This is a genomic window from Actinoplanes sp. NPDC021490 (assembly GCF_055562135.1).
This window is the reverse complement of the sequence record NZ_JBVHFW010000019.1, coordinates 75,059-92,529: the sequence shown is the minus strand read 5'-3', so window position 1 is coordinate 92,529 and position 17,471 is coordinate 75,059. Positions and strand designations below refer to the sequence as shown.

General features: G+C 71.1%; 14 protein-coding genes. 6 read left to right on the top strand and 8 right to left on the bottom strand.

What is annotated here, in order from left to right:
- Nucleotides 1-20 precede the first annotated feature (20 nt).
- The 3 genes from ACZ3I4_RS37900 to ACZ3I4_RS37890 form a co-directional block, all read right to left on the bottom strand.
- Nucleotides 21-998 carry a carbohydrate kinase family protein gene (locus ACZ3I4_RS37900; RefSeq protein ID WP_465386935.1) on the bottom strand — a complete coding sequence of 326 codons (978 nt, stop codon included), beginning with the start codon at nt 996-998 and terminating at the stop codon, nt 21-23.
- Nucleotides 999-1,122: 124 nt separating this feature from the next.
- Complete coding sequence (gene erpA / locus ACZ3I4_RS37895; RefSeq protein ID WP_465386934.1) at nt 1,123-1,527, bottom strand: iron-sulfur cluster insertion protein ErpA; 405 nt, start codon at nt 1,525-1,527, stop codon at nt 1,123-1,125.
- Nucleotides 1,528-1,609: 82 nt separating this feature from the next.
- A complete protein-coding gene (locus ACZ3I4_RS37890) occupies nt 1,610-2,713 on the bottom strand; it encodes a glycerate kinase family protein (protein WP_465386933.1) in 1,104 nt (367 codons plus the stop codon).
- Nucleotides 2,714-2,773: 60 nt separating this feature from the next.
- Between ACZ3I4_RS37890 and nadA the strand changes: the two genes are divergently transcribed.
- From nadA to ACZ3I4_RS37870, 4 genes are all read left to right on the top strand, one after another.
- Complete coding sequence (gene nadA, locus ACZ3I4_RS37885; RefSeq protein ID WP_465386932.1) at nt 2,774-3,952, top strand: quinolinate synthase NadA; 1,179 nt, start codon at nt 2,774-2,776, stop codon at nt 3,950-3,952.
- Nucleotides 3,953-4,162: 210 nt separating this feature from the next.
- On the top strand, nt 4,163-5,518 hold the full coding sequence (gene murA, locus ACZ3I4_RS37880; RefSeq protein ID WP_465386931.1) for a UDP-N-acetylglucosamine 1-carboxyvinyltransferase: 1,356 nt from the start codon (nt 4,163-4,165) through the stop codon (nt 5,516-5,518).
- A 70-nt stretch (nt 5,519-5,588) separates the two neighbouring features.
- Nucleotides 5,589-6,209 carry a DUF3043 domain-containing protein gene (locus ACZ3I4_RS37875; RefSeq protein ID WP_465386930.1) on the top strand — a complete coding sequence of 207 codons (621 nt, stop codon included), beginning with the start codon at nt 5,589-5,591 and terminating at the stop codon, nt 6,207-6,209.
- A gap of 66 nt (nt 6,210-6,275) precedes the next feature.
- The gene (locus tag ACZ3I4_RS37870) at nt 6,276-7,034 is read left to right on the top strand and encodes a class I SAM-dependent methyltransferase (protein WP_465386929.1); all 759 of its coding nucleotides are present in this window, start codon (nt 6,276-6,278) and stop codon (nt 7,032-7,034) included.
- Between the two features lie 30 nt (nt 7,035-7,064).
- On the opposite strand, the gene ACZ3I4_RS37865 is transcribed toward ACZ3I4_RS37870, so the two are convergent.
- Together ACZ3I4_RS37865 and ACZ3I4_RS37860 are read right to left on the bottom strand one after the other, a co-directional pair.
- The gene (locus ACZ3I4_RS37865) at nt 7,065-7,373 is read right to left on the bottom strand and encodes an AzlD domain-containing protein (RefSeq protein WP_465386928.1); all 309 of its coding nucleotides are present in this window, start codon (nt 7,371-7,373) and stop codon (nt 7,065-7,067) included.
- Between the two features lie 49 nt (nt 7,374-7,422).
- On the bottom strand, nt 7,423-8,085 hold the full coding sequence (locus tag ACZ3I4_RS37860) for an AzlC family ABC transporter permease (RefSeq protein WP_465386927.1): 663 nt from the start codon (nt 8,083-8,085) through the stop codon (nt 7,423-7,425).
- A gap of 55 nt (nt 8,086-8,140) precedes the next feature.
- On the opposite strand from ACZ3I4_RS37860, the gene ACZ3I4_RS37855 reads away from it, so the two are divergent.
- Nucleotides 8,141-8,707: a helix-turn-helix domain-containing protein gene (locus ACZ3I4_RS37855; protein ID WP_465386926.1), complete on the top strand. Its 567-nt coding sequence runs from the start codon at nt 8,141-8,143 to the stop codon at nt 8,705-8,707.
- Nucleotides 8,708-8,714: 7 nt separating this feature from the next.
- Here ACZ3I4_RS37855 and ACZ3I4_RS37850 read toward each other — a convergent pair whose 3' ends face one another.
- From ACZ3I4_RS37850 to ACZ3I4_RS37840, 3 genes are read right to left on the bottom strand one after another with little or no spacing between them, the layout of a single operon-like run.
- On the bottom strand, nt 8,715-9,668 hold the full coding sequence (locus ACZ3I4_RS37850; RefSeq protein WP_465386925.1) for an ABC transporter ATP-binding protein: 954 nt from the start codon (nt 9,666-9,668) through the stop codon (nt 8,715-8,717).
- Complete coding sequence (locus tag ACZ3I4_RS37845) at nt 9,665-10,465, bottom strand: ABC transporter permease (RefSeq protein ID WP_465386924.1); 801 nt, start codon at nt 10,463-10,465, stop codon at nt 9,665-9,667. The genes ACZ3I4_RS37850 and ACZ3I4_RS37845 overlap by 4 nt, the downstream gene beginning before the upstream one ends.
- Nucleotides 10,458-11,318 carry an ABC transporter permease gene (locus tag ACZ3I4_RS37840; protein ID WP_465386923.1) on the bottom strand — a complete coding sequence of 287 codons (861 nt, stop codon included), beginning with the start codon at nt 11,316-11,318 and terminating at the stop codon, nt 10,458-10,460. Before ACZ3I4_RS37840 ends, ACZ3I4_RS37845 begins: the two co-directional genes overlap by 8 nt.
- Nucleotides 11,319-12,943: 1,625 nt before the next feature.
- On the opposite strand from ACZ3I4_RS37840, the gene ACZ3I4_RS37835 reads away from it, so the two are divergent.
- Nucleotides 12,944-17,440 (top strand): WG repeat-containing protein, encoded by a 4,497-nt coding sequence (locus ACZ3I4_RS37835; protein WP_465386922.1) that lies wholly within the window; start codon nt 12,944-12,946, stop codon nt 17,438-17,440.
- Nucleotides 17,441-17,471 lie beyond the last annotated feature (31 nt).

The window sequence follows — 17,471 nt, the reverse complement described above, 5'->3', positions numbered from 1 at the left end:
CGATCAGACCACGCGGCTGGTCAGGCCGGAAGGTGAGCCTCGATCTCGGCGGCCGCGGCATCGCCGTACGAGTCGGCGAAGCGCTTGGCGAAGTCTCCGCCGCGGATGTCGTATTCCTGGGGGCCGACCGACTCGAGGACGAGCGCGGCCACCAGCGAGCCGACCTGGGCCGCCCGCTCGAGGCCGAGCCCCCACGACACGGCCGAGAAGAAGCCGGCCCGGAAGCCGTCGCCGACACCGGTCGGGTCTTCGGCCAGCACGTCGCGGGCGACCGGCACGTGGATGCGCTCGATGCCGCGGCCGGTGATCTCGACGCCGTCCTTGCCGAGCGTGGTGACCCGGATCTTGACCTGGTCGAGGACCTGCTCGGAGGTGAGGCCGGCCTTGGTCTCGAGCAGCGAGCGCTCGTACTCGTTGGTCAGCAGGTATTCGGCCCCGCCGATCAGGGTGAGCACATCGCTGCCGTCCATGCGGGCGAGCTGCTGCGACGGGTCGGCGGCGAACTTGAAGCCCCGGGCCCGGCACTCCTGCGAGTGGCGGATCATGGCGGCCGGGTCGTTGGCGCTGATCAGCACGAGGTCGAGACCGCCGGCGCGCCCGGCGACCGGTGACAGTTCGATGTTGCGGGCCTCGGACATCGCGCCCGCGTAGAACGAGGCGATCTGGTTGAGGTCGTCGTCGGTGGTGCAGACGAAACGCGCCGTGTGGGCGACCTCGCTGACGTGCACCGAGTCGCAGTCGACGCCGTGCCGCTCGAGCCAGGACCGGTAGTCGGCGAAGTCGGCCCCGACCGCACCCACCAGGATCGGGCGCAGGCCCAGCTTGCCCATGCCGAACGAGATGTTGCTGGCCACCCCGCCCCGCCGGACCACCAGGTCGTCGACGAGGAACGAGAGGGAGACCTTGTGCAACTGGTCGGCGATGAGCTGGTCGGCGAACCGCCCCGGAAAGTGCATCAGGTGGTCGGTGGCGATCGAACCGGTCACGGCGATCTTCATGAGGGCCCTCGGGTCTTTCGGGAACAGGGGGGCTTACGTACGCAGCCTACCGGCTGGTGACGCGCAGCAGGCCGCCCCGTTAACGGAGCGGCCTGCTGCGGAGTTGTGCGCTATGCGTGGGCGATCAGTGGAACGAGTCGCCGCAGGCGCAGGAGTTCTGCGCGTTCGGGTTGTCGATCGTGAAGCCCTGCGCGTCGATCCGGTCGGCGAAGTCGATCGTGGCGCCGGCCAGGTAGGGAGCGCTCATGCGGTCGACGACGACCTCGACACCGCCGAAGTCGTTCACGACGTCACCGTCGAGCGAACGCTCGTCGAAGAAGAGCTGGTAACGCAGACCAGAGCAGCCACCCGGCTGAACGGCGATGCGGAGGCGCAGGTCGTCGCGGCCTTCCTGCTCGATCAGGGCCTTGACCTTCACCGCGGCGACATCGGTCAGGAGGATAGTGGTCGGGGCGGTGGCCTCGGCCGACTCGGTCTGCGATGCCGACTCTGTATGCGATTCAGTGGTCACTGCGTTATCTCCCTGCATGTGCGGACAGATTTGCCGTACTGGCCAACGCTAGCCCCATTCCGGAAGATTCCCAATTGGGGTGGCCCAGTTCACCTAGATCTCACCTGCTCCACTGCTCGCTCAGGCGTACAGCCAGCTCACGCAGCCCCCGGGCCGGTTCGGCCATGGCGATTTCGGTGCTGCCGAAGTGCTCGGTCAGGGAATACGTCTCGGTGACACCGGCCGCCGCGGCCTCGCGATAGCCGGTCTCGTTGCGCCCGGCCAGCACGACGCAGGGCAGTCCGCGGTCGCGGGCGGCGCCTGCGATGCCGGCCACGACCTTGCCGCGCAGCGACTGGTGGTCGAAGGATCCCTCCCCGGTGATCACCAGGTCGGCCGCATCGAGCTCCTTCTCGAGCCCGATGGCCATGCTGACCAGGCCGATTCCCGAGACCACGCGGCCGCCGAGGGCGATCAGGGCCGCCCCGATTCCGCCGGCCGCGCCACCACCGGGCGCCCTCTGCAGATCATCGACATCAAAGGCCTTTTCCAGTACGCCGGCAAACTGCTCGAGGGCCGCGTCGAGGCGGTAGACGTCCTCGCGGCTCGCGCCCTTCTGCGGCCCGAAGACGTTGCTCGCCCCCTGCAGGCCGGTCAGCGGGTTGTCGACATCGGTGGCCGCGACCAGGCTGACCTGCCGCAACCGGGGAGCGCCACCCAGCGCGGCGGCCGCGTTCAGATAGGCGCCGCCGTAGGGCAGGGCGTAACCGGCGATGTCGACCGGCGGGGCGCCCAGCGCGGCCAGCATGCCGGCCCCGGCGTCGTTGACCGCGGAGCCGCCCAGACCGATCACGATCTCGGCCACCCCCGCCTCGACCGCGGCCAGGAGCAGCAGGCCCAGCCCGTACGAGGAAGCGCTGTTGGGGTCTCTCTCCCCGGGAGTGAGAAGGTGCAGGCCGCACGCGTGCGCGCTCTCGACGTAGGCCGTCGTGCCGGACAGCAGGATCTCGCCGCCGACCGGACGCCCGAGCGGGTCGACCGTCGGCACCGGCACCCGGCGGCCGGGCAGAGCGCCCGCGAGCACCTCGATGAACCCCGGGCCGCCGTCCGAGAGCGGCCGCTTGACCAGCTCGTCGGGCTTGGTCCAGCCGGCCACCACGGCGTCGGCCACCTCGGGGGCGGACAGGGTGCCGGCGAACTTGTCCGGGCAGATCAATACGCGCACGCGTATGAGTGTGGCAGGCCACTGTTCACGGAGCCGATACCTGTCCCGCGCTGTGCGACGATGGCCGATGTGACGTCGACCTGGACCGAACCCTCGAACACCGCCACCGCCCTGCTCCTGCTGGGCCGGGGCACCGACCCCGCCTCCGAGCGCGGCGTGGACTGCCCGGGTGATCTGCCCGCTCCCAGCGACCCCGATCTGGTCGCGCGGGCCACGGCGGCCAAGGCCGCGCTGGGCGACCGCGTCTTCGTGCTCGGCCACCACTACCAGCGCGACGAGGTCATCCAGTTCGCCGACGTCACGGGCGACTCCTTCAAGCTGGCCCAGCAGGCCGCGGCCCGGCCCGACGCCGAGTTCATCGTGTTCTGCGGCGTGCACTTCATGGCCGAGAGCGCCGACATCCTCACCACGCCCCGGCAGCGCGTGATCCTGCCCGACCTGGCGGCCGGCTGCTCGATGGCCGACATGGCGGTGCTCGGTCAGGTCGAGACCGCCTGGGAGCGCTTCGAAGACCTGGGCATCGCCGGTGACGTCGTCCCGGTGACGTACATGAACTCGTCGGCCGACATCAAAGGCTTCGTCGGCCGCACCAAGGGCGTGGTCTGCACCTCCTCGAACGCCAAGCGCGCCCTGACCTGGGCGTACGAGCAGGGCAGCAAGGTCTTCTTCCTGCCCGATCAGCACCTGGGCCGCAACACGGCGGTGCTCGAGATGGGCTTCGACCTCGACGACTGCGTGCTCTACGACCCGCACAAGCCCGGTGGCGGGCTCACCGACGAGCAGCTGCGCAACGCCCGCATGATCCTGTGGCGGGGGCACTGCTCGGTGCACGGCCGTTTCACGCTCGACAGCGTGCGCGAGGTGCGCGAGCGGGTGCCCGGGGTCAACGTGCTGGTGCACCCGGAGTGCCGCCACGACGTCGTGCGCGCCGCCGACCAGGTGGGCTCGACCGAATACATCATCAAGGCGCTCGACGCGGCCCCGGCCGGGTCGGCCTGGGCGGTGGGCACCGAGCTCAACCTCGTACGGCGGATGGCTCTGGCGCACCCCGACAAACAGATCATGTTCCTCGACCGGACGGTCTGTTACTGCTCGACCATGAACCGGATCGACCTCCCCCACCTGGTGTGGGCGCTCGAGGAGCTGGTGGCGGGCCGGGTGCCCAATGTGATCACGGTGGACGAGGACACGGCACACCACGCGCGTGTCGCGCTGGACCAGATGCTCGCCTTGCCGTAACGGTAAGTAGTCGCCAACCTCCGTACAGCGCGGGATTTTCTTTCCGCTGTCTTAACTGTCGGCTTTTCACGGCCTCGTAGGCGTTGTGTGACTGGCGTCCTTGTCACTCAGCGCTATGCTTCGGCGGTTGCAAGAGCGGGTATCCCCGCCCGGCACTTGCCCCCTCGATCATCTCGGGCGCTCGCTGACGCCCACCAGCTGGAGGTTACGTTGACCGACGACGTCTTGGTCGTGCACGGCGGTACGCCGTTGCAGGGTCAGATCCGGGTCCGTGGCGCCAAGAACCTCGTTTCCAAGGCAATGGTGGCCGCCCTGCTGGGCGAGACGCCGAGCCGCCTGTTCGACGTGCCGCGCATCCGCGACGTCGAGGTCGTGAGCGGCCTGCTCGAGCTGCACGGCGTCAAGGTCAGCGACGGCGCCGACGACGGCGAGATCGTGATGGACCCCACCAACGTCGAGCGCGCCAGCACCGACGAGATCAACGTGCACGCCGGCTCGAGCCGCATCCCGATCCTGTTCTGCGGCCCGCTGCTGCACCGCCTCGGGCACGCGTTCATCCCCGACCTCGGCGGCTGCCACATCGGTCCGCGCCCGATTGACTTCCACATCCAGGCGCTGCGCGAGTTCGGCGCCGTGGTCGAGAAGACGCCCGAGGGCATGCACCTGAGCGCGCCCAACGGCCTCCGGGGCGCCAAGCTCGAGCTGCCCTACCCGAGCGTCGGCGCCACCGAGCAGGTGCTGCTGACCGCCGTACGGGCCGAGGGTGTCACCGAGCTGCGCAACGCGGCCATCGAGCCGGAGATCATCGACCTGATCTGCGTGCTGCAGAAGATGGGCGCGATCATCACCGTGCACACCGACCGGGTCATCGAGATCCAGGGTGTGCCGAGGCTGTACGGCTACCAGCACAAGCCGATCCCCGACCGGATCGAGGCCGCGAGCTGGGCCGCCGCCGCGCTGGCGACCAAGGGCGAGATCGAGGTGCTCGGCGCCCGGCAGGCCGACATGATGACGTTCCTCAACGTGTTCCGCTCGATCGGCGGCGAGTTCCAGATCACCGACGACCGCGTGGCCCGCCCGGGTGTCACCGGCGCCGAGGGCGGCATCAAGTTCTGGCACCCCGGCCACGAGCTGCAAGCCGTCGCGCTCGAGACCGACGTGCACCCCGGCTTCATGACCGACTGGCAGCAGCCGCTGGTCGTCGCGCTGACCCAGGCCCGCGGCCTGTCGATCATGCACGAGACCGTGTACGAGCAGCGTCTGGGCTACACCGACGCGCTCAACCAGATGGGCGCCACCATCCAGGTCTACCGCGACTGCCTCGGCGGCACCCCGTGCCGGTTCGGCCGCCGCAACTTCAAGCACTCCGCCGTGATCGCCGGCCCGTCCAAGCTCCACGCGGCCGACCTGGTCATCCCCGACCTGCGGGCCGGTTTCGCCCACCTGATCGCGGCGCTGGCCGCCGAGGGCACGTCGCGGGTGTACGGCGTCGACCTGATCAATCGCGGCTACGAGGACTTCGAGGGCAAGCTGGCCGCCCTGGGCGCGCACGTCGAGCGGCTCTGAATCTTCTCTGTTTAGGCACGATGCGCGGCGCGGTGTGAAGAACACCGCGCCGCTTGGCTACTCTCTGAGCGTGCCCTCGCTTTTTCGCCGCAAGCAGTCCGATGTCGCCACTCCCCAGGTCGTGGAGGAGGTGACATCGGCCGACTCGCGCCCCAAGGGCTACACCCCCAGCAAGAAGGAACTCGGCGTCGTCACGCCCAAGCGCACGTCGACCGGCCGCCGGGTCGGCGCCGAGCCCGCCCCGGCCAACCGCCGTGAGCAGGTCAAACTGATGCGCGAACGCCAGCGCGTCGAGCGGGCCGAGGCCGCCGCCGGCATGAAGGCGGGCGACGAGCGCTACCTGCTGGCCCGCGACCGCGGCCCCGAGCGCGCGCTGGTCCGCGACATCATCGACAGCCGCCGCACGGTCGGCACCTACTTCTTCGGCGGCGCGCTGATCGTGCTGATCGGCTCCACGGTGCGGATCCCCGCCGTCCAGCTGGCCAGCAACGTGCTCTGGCTGATGCTGGCGCTCGGCGTGATCGTCGACAGCGTCCTCATCTCGCGCAAGGTGAAGCGCCTGGTCAACGAGCGCTTCCCCAACACCGGCCAGCGCGTCGGCTCCCTGCAGATCTACGGCGTGATGCGAGGCCTGACGTTCCGCCGCATGCGGGTCCCCAAGCCGCGCGTCGAACTGGGCGACGCGGTCTAGTTCCCACTTCTTGCCGAAACCGCAAGGCCGCGTGCCGTACGCGCAAACGGTCGCTAGCGTCGAGGCATGGCACACGACCACATGATCGAAATGCTCGACCTGGACGCCGAGGTCCTGAGCGACTACCACCGCGACCTCATCACCTGGGTCGGCCGCGAGGCCCCCGACGCCCCGCACGTCATCGACCTGGGCGCGGGTAGCGGCACCGGCTCGCTCGCCCTGGCCCGCGAACTGCCCCGGGCCCGGATAACCGCGGTCGACGTGTCCCCCGAGATGCTGGCCCACGTACGCGCCCGCGCCGAGGCGGCCGGACTGGGCGACCGCATCGGGACGATCGAAGCCGACCTTGACCAGCCGTGGCCCGACTTCGGCCAGGTCGACGTCATCTGGGCCGCCTCGTCGATGCACCACATGGCCGACCCGGGCCGCGCGCTCGCCTCGGCCCACGCCGCGCTACGCCCCGGCGGATTGCTCGTGATCGCCGAACTCGACTCGTTCCCGCACTTCCTGACCGGCACCCCGGATGAAGACCTGGAGGCCCGCGCGCACGCCGAGGCGGACAAGGCCCGGCACGAGGCGGGCCTGCACATGCACGAGAACTGGGGCGCGCGGGCGACCAAGGCCGGCTTCACCGGTGTGACCGAGCGGCACTTCGACATCGCCCTGCCCGCACCGCTGCCGGCCGTGGCGGTGCGATATGCCGAGGTGTCGCTGGGTCGTCTTGTCGAGAGGCTTCCTGAGCTGGGCGGGGTGGTGGGTGCGCTGGAGGGTCGCGAGGATTTGAACGTGCGCACCGAACGGACGGTTTGGCTGGCGCGCCGCTGAGCCGACGCGCTGCCGGAGCCGGGCCGGGGGTTATTCGATTCCGGCCAGGCGGAGCAGGGCTGCGGTGGCGGCGGCGGCCACGACCACCACGACGAACGGGGCCTTGCGCCAGGCCAGCAGGGCGCCGACGAGGACGCCGGCCGGGCGGGCCACGCCGGCGAAGTTGCTGCCGGCCATCAGCGTCGAGGTGGCGGCCAGCGCGGTCAGCAGCGCGGCGGCGGCCATGGGGAGCAAGCGCTGCAGGTTGTCGGAGAGCTCGATGCGTTCGCGCAGCAGCACGCCGCCGAGCCGCATCAGGTAGGTGCCGACGCCCAGGACGATGATCGCGGCGAGCATCATGCGGCGGCCCTCCCCGGGCGAAGACGGATCTGGAGCTGCTCGGGGCGGGTCATGCGGCCGGCCTTTTCGGGCGCAGCAGCGTGAGCAGGCCCAGCAGGGCGCACAGGACCGGCAGGCCGGCGGGCAGCACGGGGGTGACCGCCACGGCGACGGCGGCGCCGGTGAGGGCGACGGCCCGGGTGGCACGGTCGCGCAGCGAGGGCAGGATCAGGGCGATCAGCGCGGCCGGGAAGGCAGCGTCCAGGCCGAGCGTCTCGTAGTCGCCGACGGCGGTGCCGAGCAGCACCCCGAGGGCGGTGCCCAGGTTCCACGACGTGAAGAGCGTGATGCCGATCAGCCAGTACGTGCGGCGGCGCTGGGCGGGGTCGGTCTCGGCCAGGGTGAAGGCGACTACCTCGTCCGTCATCAGGTGGCTGCCGATCAGCTGCTCGCGCCGGCTGGCGCCCATGCTGCTTCCGATGGCCATGCCGAACGGCAGGTGGCGGGCGTTGAGCAGAAGCCCGGCCAGCACGGCGGCGACGGGGCTGGCGGCGAGCAGCCCGACGGCCAGGAACTGCGATCCGCCGGCGAACACGACCGTGGACATGAGGAACGGCACCCAGACCGGAAGCCCGTACGCGATGGCGATGGCCCCGAACGAGGCCCCGACCGCCACCATGGCCGCGGCGATGGCGGCCGCGTCCCGGAGCAGCGTTCGCTGTATCGTACGCATAGTTCGAAATACTGAACGATGTCGTTGCCGTTCGTCAAACCGAACAGCTTGATCGATGGAGCGAACATTGCATCAGCCGTCGCCGCCGCTCGCCACGATCGCCGCCGCCCTGCGCCGGGAACGGGAACGGGCCGGCATCTCGCTGACCGAGCTCGCCCGGCGGGCCGGGCTGGCCAAGTCGACGCTCTCGCAGCTGGAGGCGGGCACCGGCAACCCGAGCATCGAGACGCTGTGGTCGCTCGGAGTGGCGCTGGGGGTGCCGTTCAGCCGCCTGGTCGAACCGCCCGAGGCGCAGGTCCGCGTGATCCGGGCCGGTGAGGGGCCGCGCCTGCAGGCCGACGAGGCCGACTTCGTGGCGACCCTGCTGGCCGCCGGGTCGCCGCACACCCGGCGGGACATCTACGTGATGGAGCTGGAACCGGGCCAGGCCCGTGACGCGCTCGCCCACATTCCCGGCAGCATCGAGCACATCGTCGTCGGCGCGGGCCGCATCCGGACGGGTCCGATCGGCGAGCAGGTCGAGCTGGGGCCGGGCGACTACGTGACCTTCCCGGGCGACGTCGACCACCATTACGAGGCCTTCGAGCCCTCCTGGGCCGTCCTGATCATGGAACACCGCTGAACGAGAGTCAGCGCCCGTCGGTGTAGAGGCGGGCGACCACGTCCTCGATCTCGGGCTCGACGACCGACAGGTCGCGTACGGGGGCCGCGTTGACCAGGGCCGCCACCGCCGCGCCGGCCGCGATCGACTCCAGGGCGAACGTGACCCGGTGGCCATCGGCCTCGGACGCGATCATGGTGGTGCCGGGCAGGGCGAAGCCGGGCGGCAGCGGGGACTCCAGGTCGGCCACCAGGCGGCGCCTCGACCCGTACCGGGAATGCAGGTCCTCGATCGTGCCGTCGTGGACCACCCGGCCATGGTCGATCACCACGAGCCGCTTGCAGAGGCGCTCGATGTCGGCCAGATCGTGGGTGGTGAGCACGAGCGTCACGTCGCCGGTGCGGCCCAGCTCGCCCAGGAACGAACGGACCGCCTGCTTGCTGACCACGTCCAGCCCGATCGTCGGCTCGTCGAGAAACAGCACCTCGGGGCCGTGCAGCAGAGCCGCCGTCAGCTCGCCCCGCATGCGCTGGCCCAGAGACAACTGGCGTACGGGCGTGTCCAGAAATTCGTCGAGGGCGAGCAGGTCGCGACAGCGGCGCAGGCGCGCCTCGTGATCGGCCGCGGGCACCCGGTAGACGTGGCGGAGCAGGCCGAACGACTCGCGCAGCGGCAGATCCCACCACAGCTGGGAGCGCTGCCCGAAGACCACGCCGATCCGCAGCGCCAGCGTGGTTCGCTGCGGCACCGGGCTCAGCCCGCACACCGAGACCTCGCCGCCGGACGGGGCGAGCACGCCGGTCAGCATCTTCAGCGTGGTCGACTTCCCGGCGCCGTTGGGCCCGATATAGCCCACCATTTCGCCCGCGGCTATCGACAGGCTGACCCCGTCGACCGCCGCGACGACCCGTTTCTCCCGGCGCAGGCGGCCCGCCTTGACGCGTACGGTGAAGTCCTTGCGAAGGTTCCGCATCTCGATCATGAGCCGGTGCTCCGGTAATGCCGCACGCCAGTCCTCCAGACGAGCCCGGCGATCGTCGCGGCGGCCAGCGCCACCAGCGGCGACAGATAACCGGCCCAGGCGGGCAGACCGAGCGGGTCGGCCCGTCCGAGCAGCGTCAGTGCCGGGTGATAACTCACAAAACCGAAGCCCAGCCCGTACGCGAAGATCGCGCGGAACCAGGTGCCGTAAACCGTGATCGGGTACGAGGTGAAGTCGCGCCCGCCGTACGTGAAGGCCGCCCCGACCTCGCCCGACTCGACCCACCAGAACGCCAGGCTGGCGCTCAGCACGAAGATCGCCCCGAAGAACACCGCACCGGCGAGCGGGGCCGTGACCAGCAGCACGGCCCGCCCGGGCGTCCAGACGATGTCGTTGGAGACGATCGCGATGATCAGGACGACGACCCCGACGACGAAGCGCATCAGCTTGCGCAGCGGCAGGTCGGCGATCACGAGCTGGGGCAGCACGGCCAGGGGGCGCACGAGCACGGCGTCCAGCGTTCCCATCCGTACGAACGTCTTGAGCTGGTCGACGTTACCGACGGTCAGGTCGGCGAGCACGAACCCGGACGCGGTCAGCCCGGTCATCATCAGCGCCTCACCGAGCGTGAAGCCGCCCACGACCTTGGCCGCGTGAAACAGCACGAAGACGGTGGAGACGTCGATCGCCGTGGCGCCCGCATTGGTGATCAATTCAACGGCGAAAGAGGTCCGGTACGCGGTGGCGCTGCGGAAACGGCCGCCGATGAGAGCCGCGTACGCCCTCAGCTCAGCCACCCTGCACCACCAGTTTGCGCTCGGCGCGGCGCTGCACCACGTTCGCCAGCGCCACCATGATCACTGCCCACACCGCCTGCAGCGCCACCAGGCCGGCCTGCAGCGCCGGGCCGTCCCGCTCGACCAGCACGTCCAGCGGGGTCTGCAACAGCCCCGGGATCGGCGTCGCCACCCAGATCGTGATCGCGGCCCAGTCCGGCAGCAGGCGCAGCGGGAAGTACAGGCCGGCCAGCACCCCCGAGCCGAGCGTCCAGAACATCAGCGGGCCGCGGGCGTCGCCGAGCCAGTACGCGGTCGCGTTGACCAGATAGCGGCATCCGAAACTGCCGGCCACGGCCAGCAACACAGAAGCTGCGAAAAGCGGCACGGTCTGCCAGCGCGACGGGGCGACCAGCGGAAACACGAGCGCCCCGACAACCACCGGCGGGGTAAACCGGGTGAGCATCTGATAGCCGCCGCGGCCCAGGTCGGCGGCCAGATAGGCGGTCACCGGCGGGACCGGGCGCAGCAGGTCAGCGGCGATGTCCCCGGTGCGGATCCGCTCGGCCAGATCGTTCCAGCCCCAGATTCCGACCACGTTGAGTAATCCCTGGCCCACCCAGACGAAGGTGGCGAGCTGCCGTGCGTCGTAACCGCCCGCCATCCCCCCGGCCGCGCCCGCCGCGACGGCCAGGAGCACGTAGCAGCGGAGAAAGCCGAAGACTATGTTGGTGAACGATCCGGCCACCGTGGCCTGCCGATAGGTTGCGTAGCGCCGGAAACCCGACCACATCAACGCACCGAAAGTAGCGACCGAGGAGCCCATCGGGCGGCGAGGGGAGATCGTCGGCACGCTGGCGTCAAGCCCGTCCACGCCGTTAATCTCCTTTCCTGCAGTAGAGCCGGGCGACTCTACCCGGGTTTCCGGACGCCCACCGCATATTTCGACCAGAAGTGGAAGTTCGCCGTGACGGAGCGTCGCCATTTGCCGGGCCTCACCGTGGGTGCCCGATGAGTGGCTGGGGCGCCTGGGCCGACGAGCCCGCGTGGGTCTACGAGATCACTTGGGAGTGGGAGCCGCACTCCGGGAAGCGCTATCCCGGCGATTCCGGCGAACCCGACCAACCGGGCAAGCGCAAGGCGGTGCACACACCGGTCTACGAGGCGTCCGACTCGGGCTCGACCTCGGCGCCGGCCTCCTGGTCCGACGCGCCGGCCGATCCGCGCCCCGATTCCGCTTCCGGCTCGCGCCCGGATCCGTTCCGCTCGGACTCTTCCGGCTCTTCCGGCTCTTCCGGCTCTTCCCGCTCTTCCCGCTCTTCCCGCTCTTCCCAGCCGGACTCTTCGCGGTCGGACTCTTCCCGGTCGGATTTCTTGCGCTCGGATGCGCCTCGCTCGGATCCGTTCCGGTCGGACTCTTCTCGGTCGGACGCGCCGGCGGCCTCTTCGGCGCCGCGCCGTGAGGAGCCGCTGTGGAACCGGCCGGCCGGGACGATGCCGGAGCAGCGCAGTCGGATCGCCCCTGAACAGCGGCGTGGTGAGGCCCCGGGCTACGGCGGCCAGCCCGCGCCGGAGTCGGGCGGCTCCTACCGCGACGCGGTCCAGTTCCGCGAGTCCCAGAAGCGCGAGACCGCGCCGCCGCCCCCGCCGTCCTCTTCTTCGTCGCCTTCTTCGTCGTCTTCTTCGTCGTCGCAGGGCCCCCGGCCGCAGCAGTTCCGTGCCGGCGGTCAGGTGCCGGTCACGCCCGGCCATTCGTCGCATTCCGGACCCTCTTCGCGTCCTGGGCCGCCATCACACTCCGAGTCGTCGACGCATTCCACGTCTCCGTCGCAGGCGGGCTTTTCCGGGTCCCGGCCGGCGTCGTCGCAGCCTGGTTCCTCTTCGCATTCCGGAAATTCCGCGCAGCCGGTGTCTCCGCCTCCGGGTGCGCCCGGAACGTATGGCGCCCCGCGTCCCGGCGCCGCTTCCGGTCCTTACTACGGCCGCAGGCAGGCTCCCGAGGACCCCGGTGGCCCGCGCCCGGTCTCGCCCTCCACCGGCGTCTACGGCAGCGCCCGCCCCGCCCCGGCCGACGCCTTCCCGTCCCGCCCCGGCGCCCGTCCCAACCCGGTGGTCCCCGGCCAGCGTGACGGGCGCGACGACTCGCCGTTCGACCTGCGTCCCGCCCCCGCCGGGCGCGACATCCCCGCCCAGGCCCGTCCGGCGCCGCAGCCCACGCGGATGACCCCGGACCGTCCGGCAACGCCCTCGCCCGCCTACCCCCAGTCGCCGGGCCGGCCTTCGGCTTCCGCGCACCCGCAGACCCAGCCCGGCGCGAACCACCCCACCTCGGCCCAGCCGGCCGACCGCCGCCCGGCCTATCCCCCGGCCCGGCCCGACGCCGTCCACCCCGCCTCGGCCCAGCCCATGCCGCCGCGCCCCGTACCCCCGCGGCCGGCGCAGGCCGGTTACCCGACATCGCCGCAGGCCGGCCAACCGACATCGGGCCAGCCGAGAGCGATGCAGGACGGCCGTTCGCCGTCCGGCCAGTCGAGACCGCCGCAGGCCAGCTATCCGACATCCGGCCAGCCGACGTCGCCGCAGGTCGGGTACCAGGCATCCGGCCGGTCGGCGTCGGCGGACGACTACCGGACGCCCGGTCGGCCAACGCCACCGCAAAGCGCATCCGGACAACAGAACTCGCCGCAGGCCGATTACCCGCAGCGGCCTGAGGCTGTCCGCCCCACTTCCGCGCAGCCGATGCCGCCGCGCCCATCGTCGGGCCGGCCCGGGAACGTCCATCCGACGTCCGCCCAGCCGCACACCGGCTATCCGGACGCTGTCCATCCGGGATCGGCGCCGCCACGACCGGCATCCGGTCAGCCCGGCAGTGTTGAGCCGAGTTCCGGCCTGCCGTACGCCGGCTATCGCGCGCCCGGGCCACGAGACGGCGCCTATCCCGCGTCGCCACCCATGCCTGCGCACCCCGCCTCGGCGCCGCCCATGCCCACGCACCCCGCGTCGGCGCCGCCCATGCCTGCGCACCCGGCGTCGGCGCCGCCCGAGTCCACGCAGCCCGCGTCCGGGGATCGGTCCGGCACCCATCCGGCGTCCGGTCAGCCGCACGCGGGCTACCCGGCTAGTCCGGACTCGGTTCGTCCCGGATCCGGGCAGCCGCAGTCGTGGGACGAGGCGCCGGGTTCCGCTCCGACCTCGGCGCAGCCGGACAGCTACCGCCGCGAACAGCATCCGGCCGAAACCTCCGGACGCAACGAAGCGGACGAGCGGACACGAGCGGTGAGTTATCGCGCCGTGCCCTACCGCCCCGTTTCGCCCGCAAGCGAAGACCGCGAGTCCTCGGTAGAGCCGGTGTCGACGCTTCCCGCCGGACAGTCCGCCGAGGCCACCGCCCCGGTCACGGCCCCTCCAAGCTCCGGCGATGCTCCTCGGAGCGGTTCGATCTGGGACCGCCCGGCCACCCCGGAAAACGACGAGGCGAGCCAGCCGCAGGACACCCACCCGGTCTCCGCCGCACCGGCCGAAGACGACAACGAACCCCACGGGCTCGGTTGGCTGCTCTCCCAGAGCGGCCTCGGAGCAGTAACGCCCCTGCCGCCGCCCATCCCCCAGCCGGTCACCGGATCACCGGTGGCCCAGCCGGTCGTCATCGAGCCCATCGACGACGCGCCTTCGGCCTTCGAGCCGACCTCCGCGCAGCCGGCTGCGTCGCAGCCTGTCTCGGCCCAGCCGTCAGCTTTCGAGCCGACATCTGCGCAGCCCGCCGCGTCGCGGCCCGTCTCCGGCCAGCCCTCAGCCTTCCAGCCGACCTCCGCACAACCCGCCACGTCGCAACCCGTCTCCGGCCAGCCCTCAGCCTTCCAGCCGACCTCCGCGCAGCCCGCCGCGTCGCAGCCTGTCTCCGGCCAGCCGTCGGCTTTCGAGCCGATGTCCGCCCACACTTCGGCGACTGGCCCGGTTTCTGCCCAGCCGTCTGTGCAGGACCAGGTCTCGGCACAGGATTCGCGGCCGCGTCAGGTCTCGACGCCGCCGGCTGACGTGCGGCCGGTCTCTGGGCAGCCGGACGTGCGCCGGCCCGGTTTCGACCAGCCGGCGGGGGCTCAGCCGGTCTCGGCTCAGCCGGTCTCGGCTCAGCCGGTCGTCGCTGCGCCTACCTCTGGTCAGCCTGTCGGGGCTTTCTCGACCGAGACGTTTGGGCCTGAGGCGGACTCCGAGCGGCTTGGCGGGGAACGGCAGAACCCGGCGCGGCCGGGTGGGACGGAACCCGTTTCGGGGCAGCCTGGTGGCTCCTGGCCGGTGTCGGCTCCGCCGGTTGCAGAAGGCCAGGGTTGGCACGCCGACAGTGGCGCGGCCGGGCCGGAGCACTCGGGTGCGGGTGGTTCGGGATGGGCGGGCGCCGGTTCTGAGCCGGCCGATGGCTGGGCGGCTGGACCGGGAGTGGACGAGGCCCGGCCGGTCAGTGGCATGCCCGAGGCCCAGGACTGGTTTGCGCCTTCGGGTGCGCAGCCTGTCATCGTTCCCCGGCAGCCGCAGCAGGGTGAGGACGAGCTCCATGGGTCGGCCGACGCGGACACGTCGGTCGAGGCGGAGAACCGGCGGTACGCGGACCTTCCATACGCCGAGTACGACGAGCCGATTGCCGTCCAGCCCATCGCCGAGCGGCCCGTCTCGACGGAACCCGGCTGGGACGAGCCGACGACCAACCCGGTATCGGCGCAGCCCGTGCAGGCGCAGTCGATCACCGTTGAGCCGGTTTCGGCGCAACCCGTCTCCGCACAGCCGGTGTCGGAGCAACCAGCGTCGGCGCAACCGGTGTCCGCACAGCCCGTCTCCACACAACCGATGTCCGCGCCACCGATGTCGGCGCAGCCCAGTGAAGCGACGAGCCGCGAACAGAGCGGAGAAGCGCAGGCACAACCCATCACCGTTGAGCCCACCTCGGCGCAGCCCGTCTCGGCACAGCCTGTCTCAGCGCAGCCCGTGTCGGCTCAGCCCGTCTCGGCGCAGCCCGTCTCGGCTCAGCCTGTGTCGGCGGAGCCTGTGTCGGGTGGGGCGGCTTCGGCTCGGTTTGTGGCTTCGGGGTCGGAGACTGACGGCTCCTTCGGTGAGCTGGCTTCCGAAGAGGACCGCGAGCGGCGGGGTGGCGGCTACGGAGAGGACGGCGACTTCGAGCCCGCGGCCCGGTTCCATGATGGAGCGGCTTCGGGACCGCACGACGATGCGGAACCGGTCGATGCCGAGATCATCGAGCCGGAGATCGTCGATGATGAGCCCGTCATCGTCAATGCCTCGGAGCTGACGGCTGACGACGACATCGTGGACGCCGAAGTGATCGAGGACCCGTCGCCCGCGACCGCTGGGCCGGGGGCTACGCATGCGATTGCCGCCGAGGCTCACCCGGTGTCCGAGGAGACCGACGAATCGGTCGAGGCCGACGAGCCGGTAACGGTCGAGGAAGACAGCGCCGAAGACGTCAGCAACCAGGAAAGCCGTGCGGAGGACATCGCTCCGGCTGGCGAGAGCAGCACGGAAGACGATCAGGAAAGCCGGGCCGAGGACGTCGCGGCGGTTGGTGCGAGCAGCGCGGACGTCGAGGCGGCGGCCGGGGAAGAAGCCGCGGGACAGGGTGATGGGGGCGGCTCTCCGGCGTACGGGGAAAGCCTGCCGATCAGGCAACGGCGCGAGCTGGTGGCTGATCCGCGTAACCGGCGGACCGACCCGGAGCAGATTCTCGCGGCCTATCCGGTGACCTTCGACCCGCGGACCCTGCGCGAGCAGATCGAGGACGACGAGCCGATGTGGGTGGTCATCGACCGGCTCACCGACAAGCTCGAGTATGCCGAGCGGGACTCCGACCGGGCGCGGCTGCTGAGTCTGCGGGCGGTGGCGTCGCGGCTGCTCAACGACCTGGATGCGGCGCTGGAGGACGCGCAGGCGGCGCTGGGGCATGCGGAGGCCACGGGCGAGCTCGTACGGGTGGCGACCGTCAAGGCGCGGCTCGGGCACGTGTTGCTGTGGCGCGGGCAGTATGCCGAGGCCGATCGGATCTTCGAGGAGACGAACTCGGCCGAGCTGCCTGCCCGGTTGCGCGCCGAGGTGCAGGAGCTGGCGGGACGGTCGGCGTTCGAGCAGGGCCGCTACCTGGAGGCCGTCAACCACCTGGAGGGCGCCCTCGACCTGCGGAAGGGGGCCGACCCGGATCTGGTCGAGCGGATCGAGCTGGCCCTCGACACGATCACCGGGCGGGCCTCGGAGAGCTGGGGGCCGTACCCGCGTACCCGCGAGGAGATCCTGGGCAAGCCGGTCCAGCCGCGACCGCTGCGGGACGAGACGTCGGGGATGTGGGGCTATCCGGGCGCGCTGACGCCGCGGTACGCGCAGGCGCAACCGTTCGCGGACGGCGTGGCCTGGGTGCGGCGACCGGAGGCGCAGTCCTGGGAGCTGATCGACACGGCGGGGACGGTGCTGATCGACGCGTCGGCCGGCTATCGGGCGGCGGGCCGGTTCGCGGACGGGCTGGCCTGGGTGTCGCGGGACGACGCGGGCGGCTGGTATGCCGTCGACAAGCAGAACCGGGTCATCGTGCCGGGCGGGTTCGACGACGCGCGTCCGTTCCACAACGGGCTGGCCCTCGTACGCCGTGGGGGCTGGGGCGTCATCGACCGGCACGCGCGGCTCGTCGTGCAGCCGCACTACCGGGCGTTCGCAACCATGCTGGCCTCGGGGGAGCCGGTCGACGGCTTCACCGAGGAGGGGCTGGCCGTCGTCGACGCGGGCGAGCTGTACGGGGTGGTCGACCGGGCCGGGCATCTGCTGGTGCAGCCGGTGCACGCCGCCCTGCTCATCCACCCGTCGGCGTTCCTGGTGGCCGACAAGTTCGGGCTGTGGGGCGCGCTCAACCGCAAGGGCGAGCTGCTGGTCGAGCTCAAGTACTCCGACCGCGCCGACGTCCTCGACCAGATCGATAAGTTGATCAAGGACACCCGTCCCGTCCTCTGAAAGTTCCCGGTGCTGGGCATAGTGTCGGAGG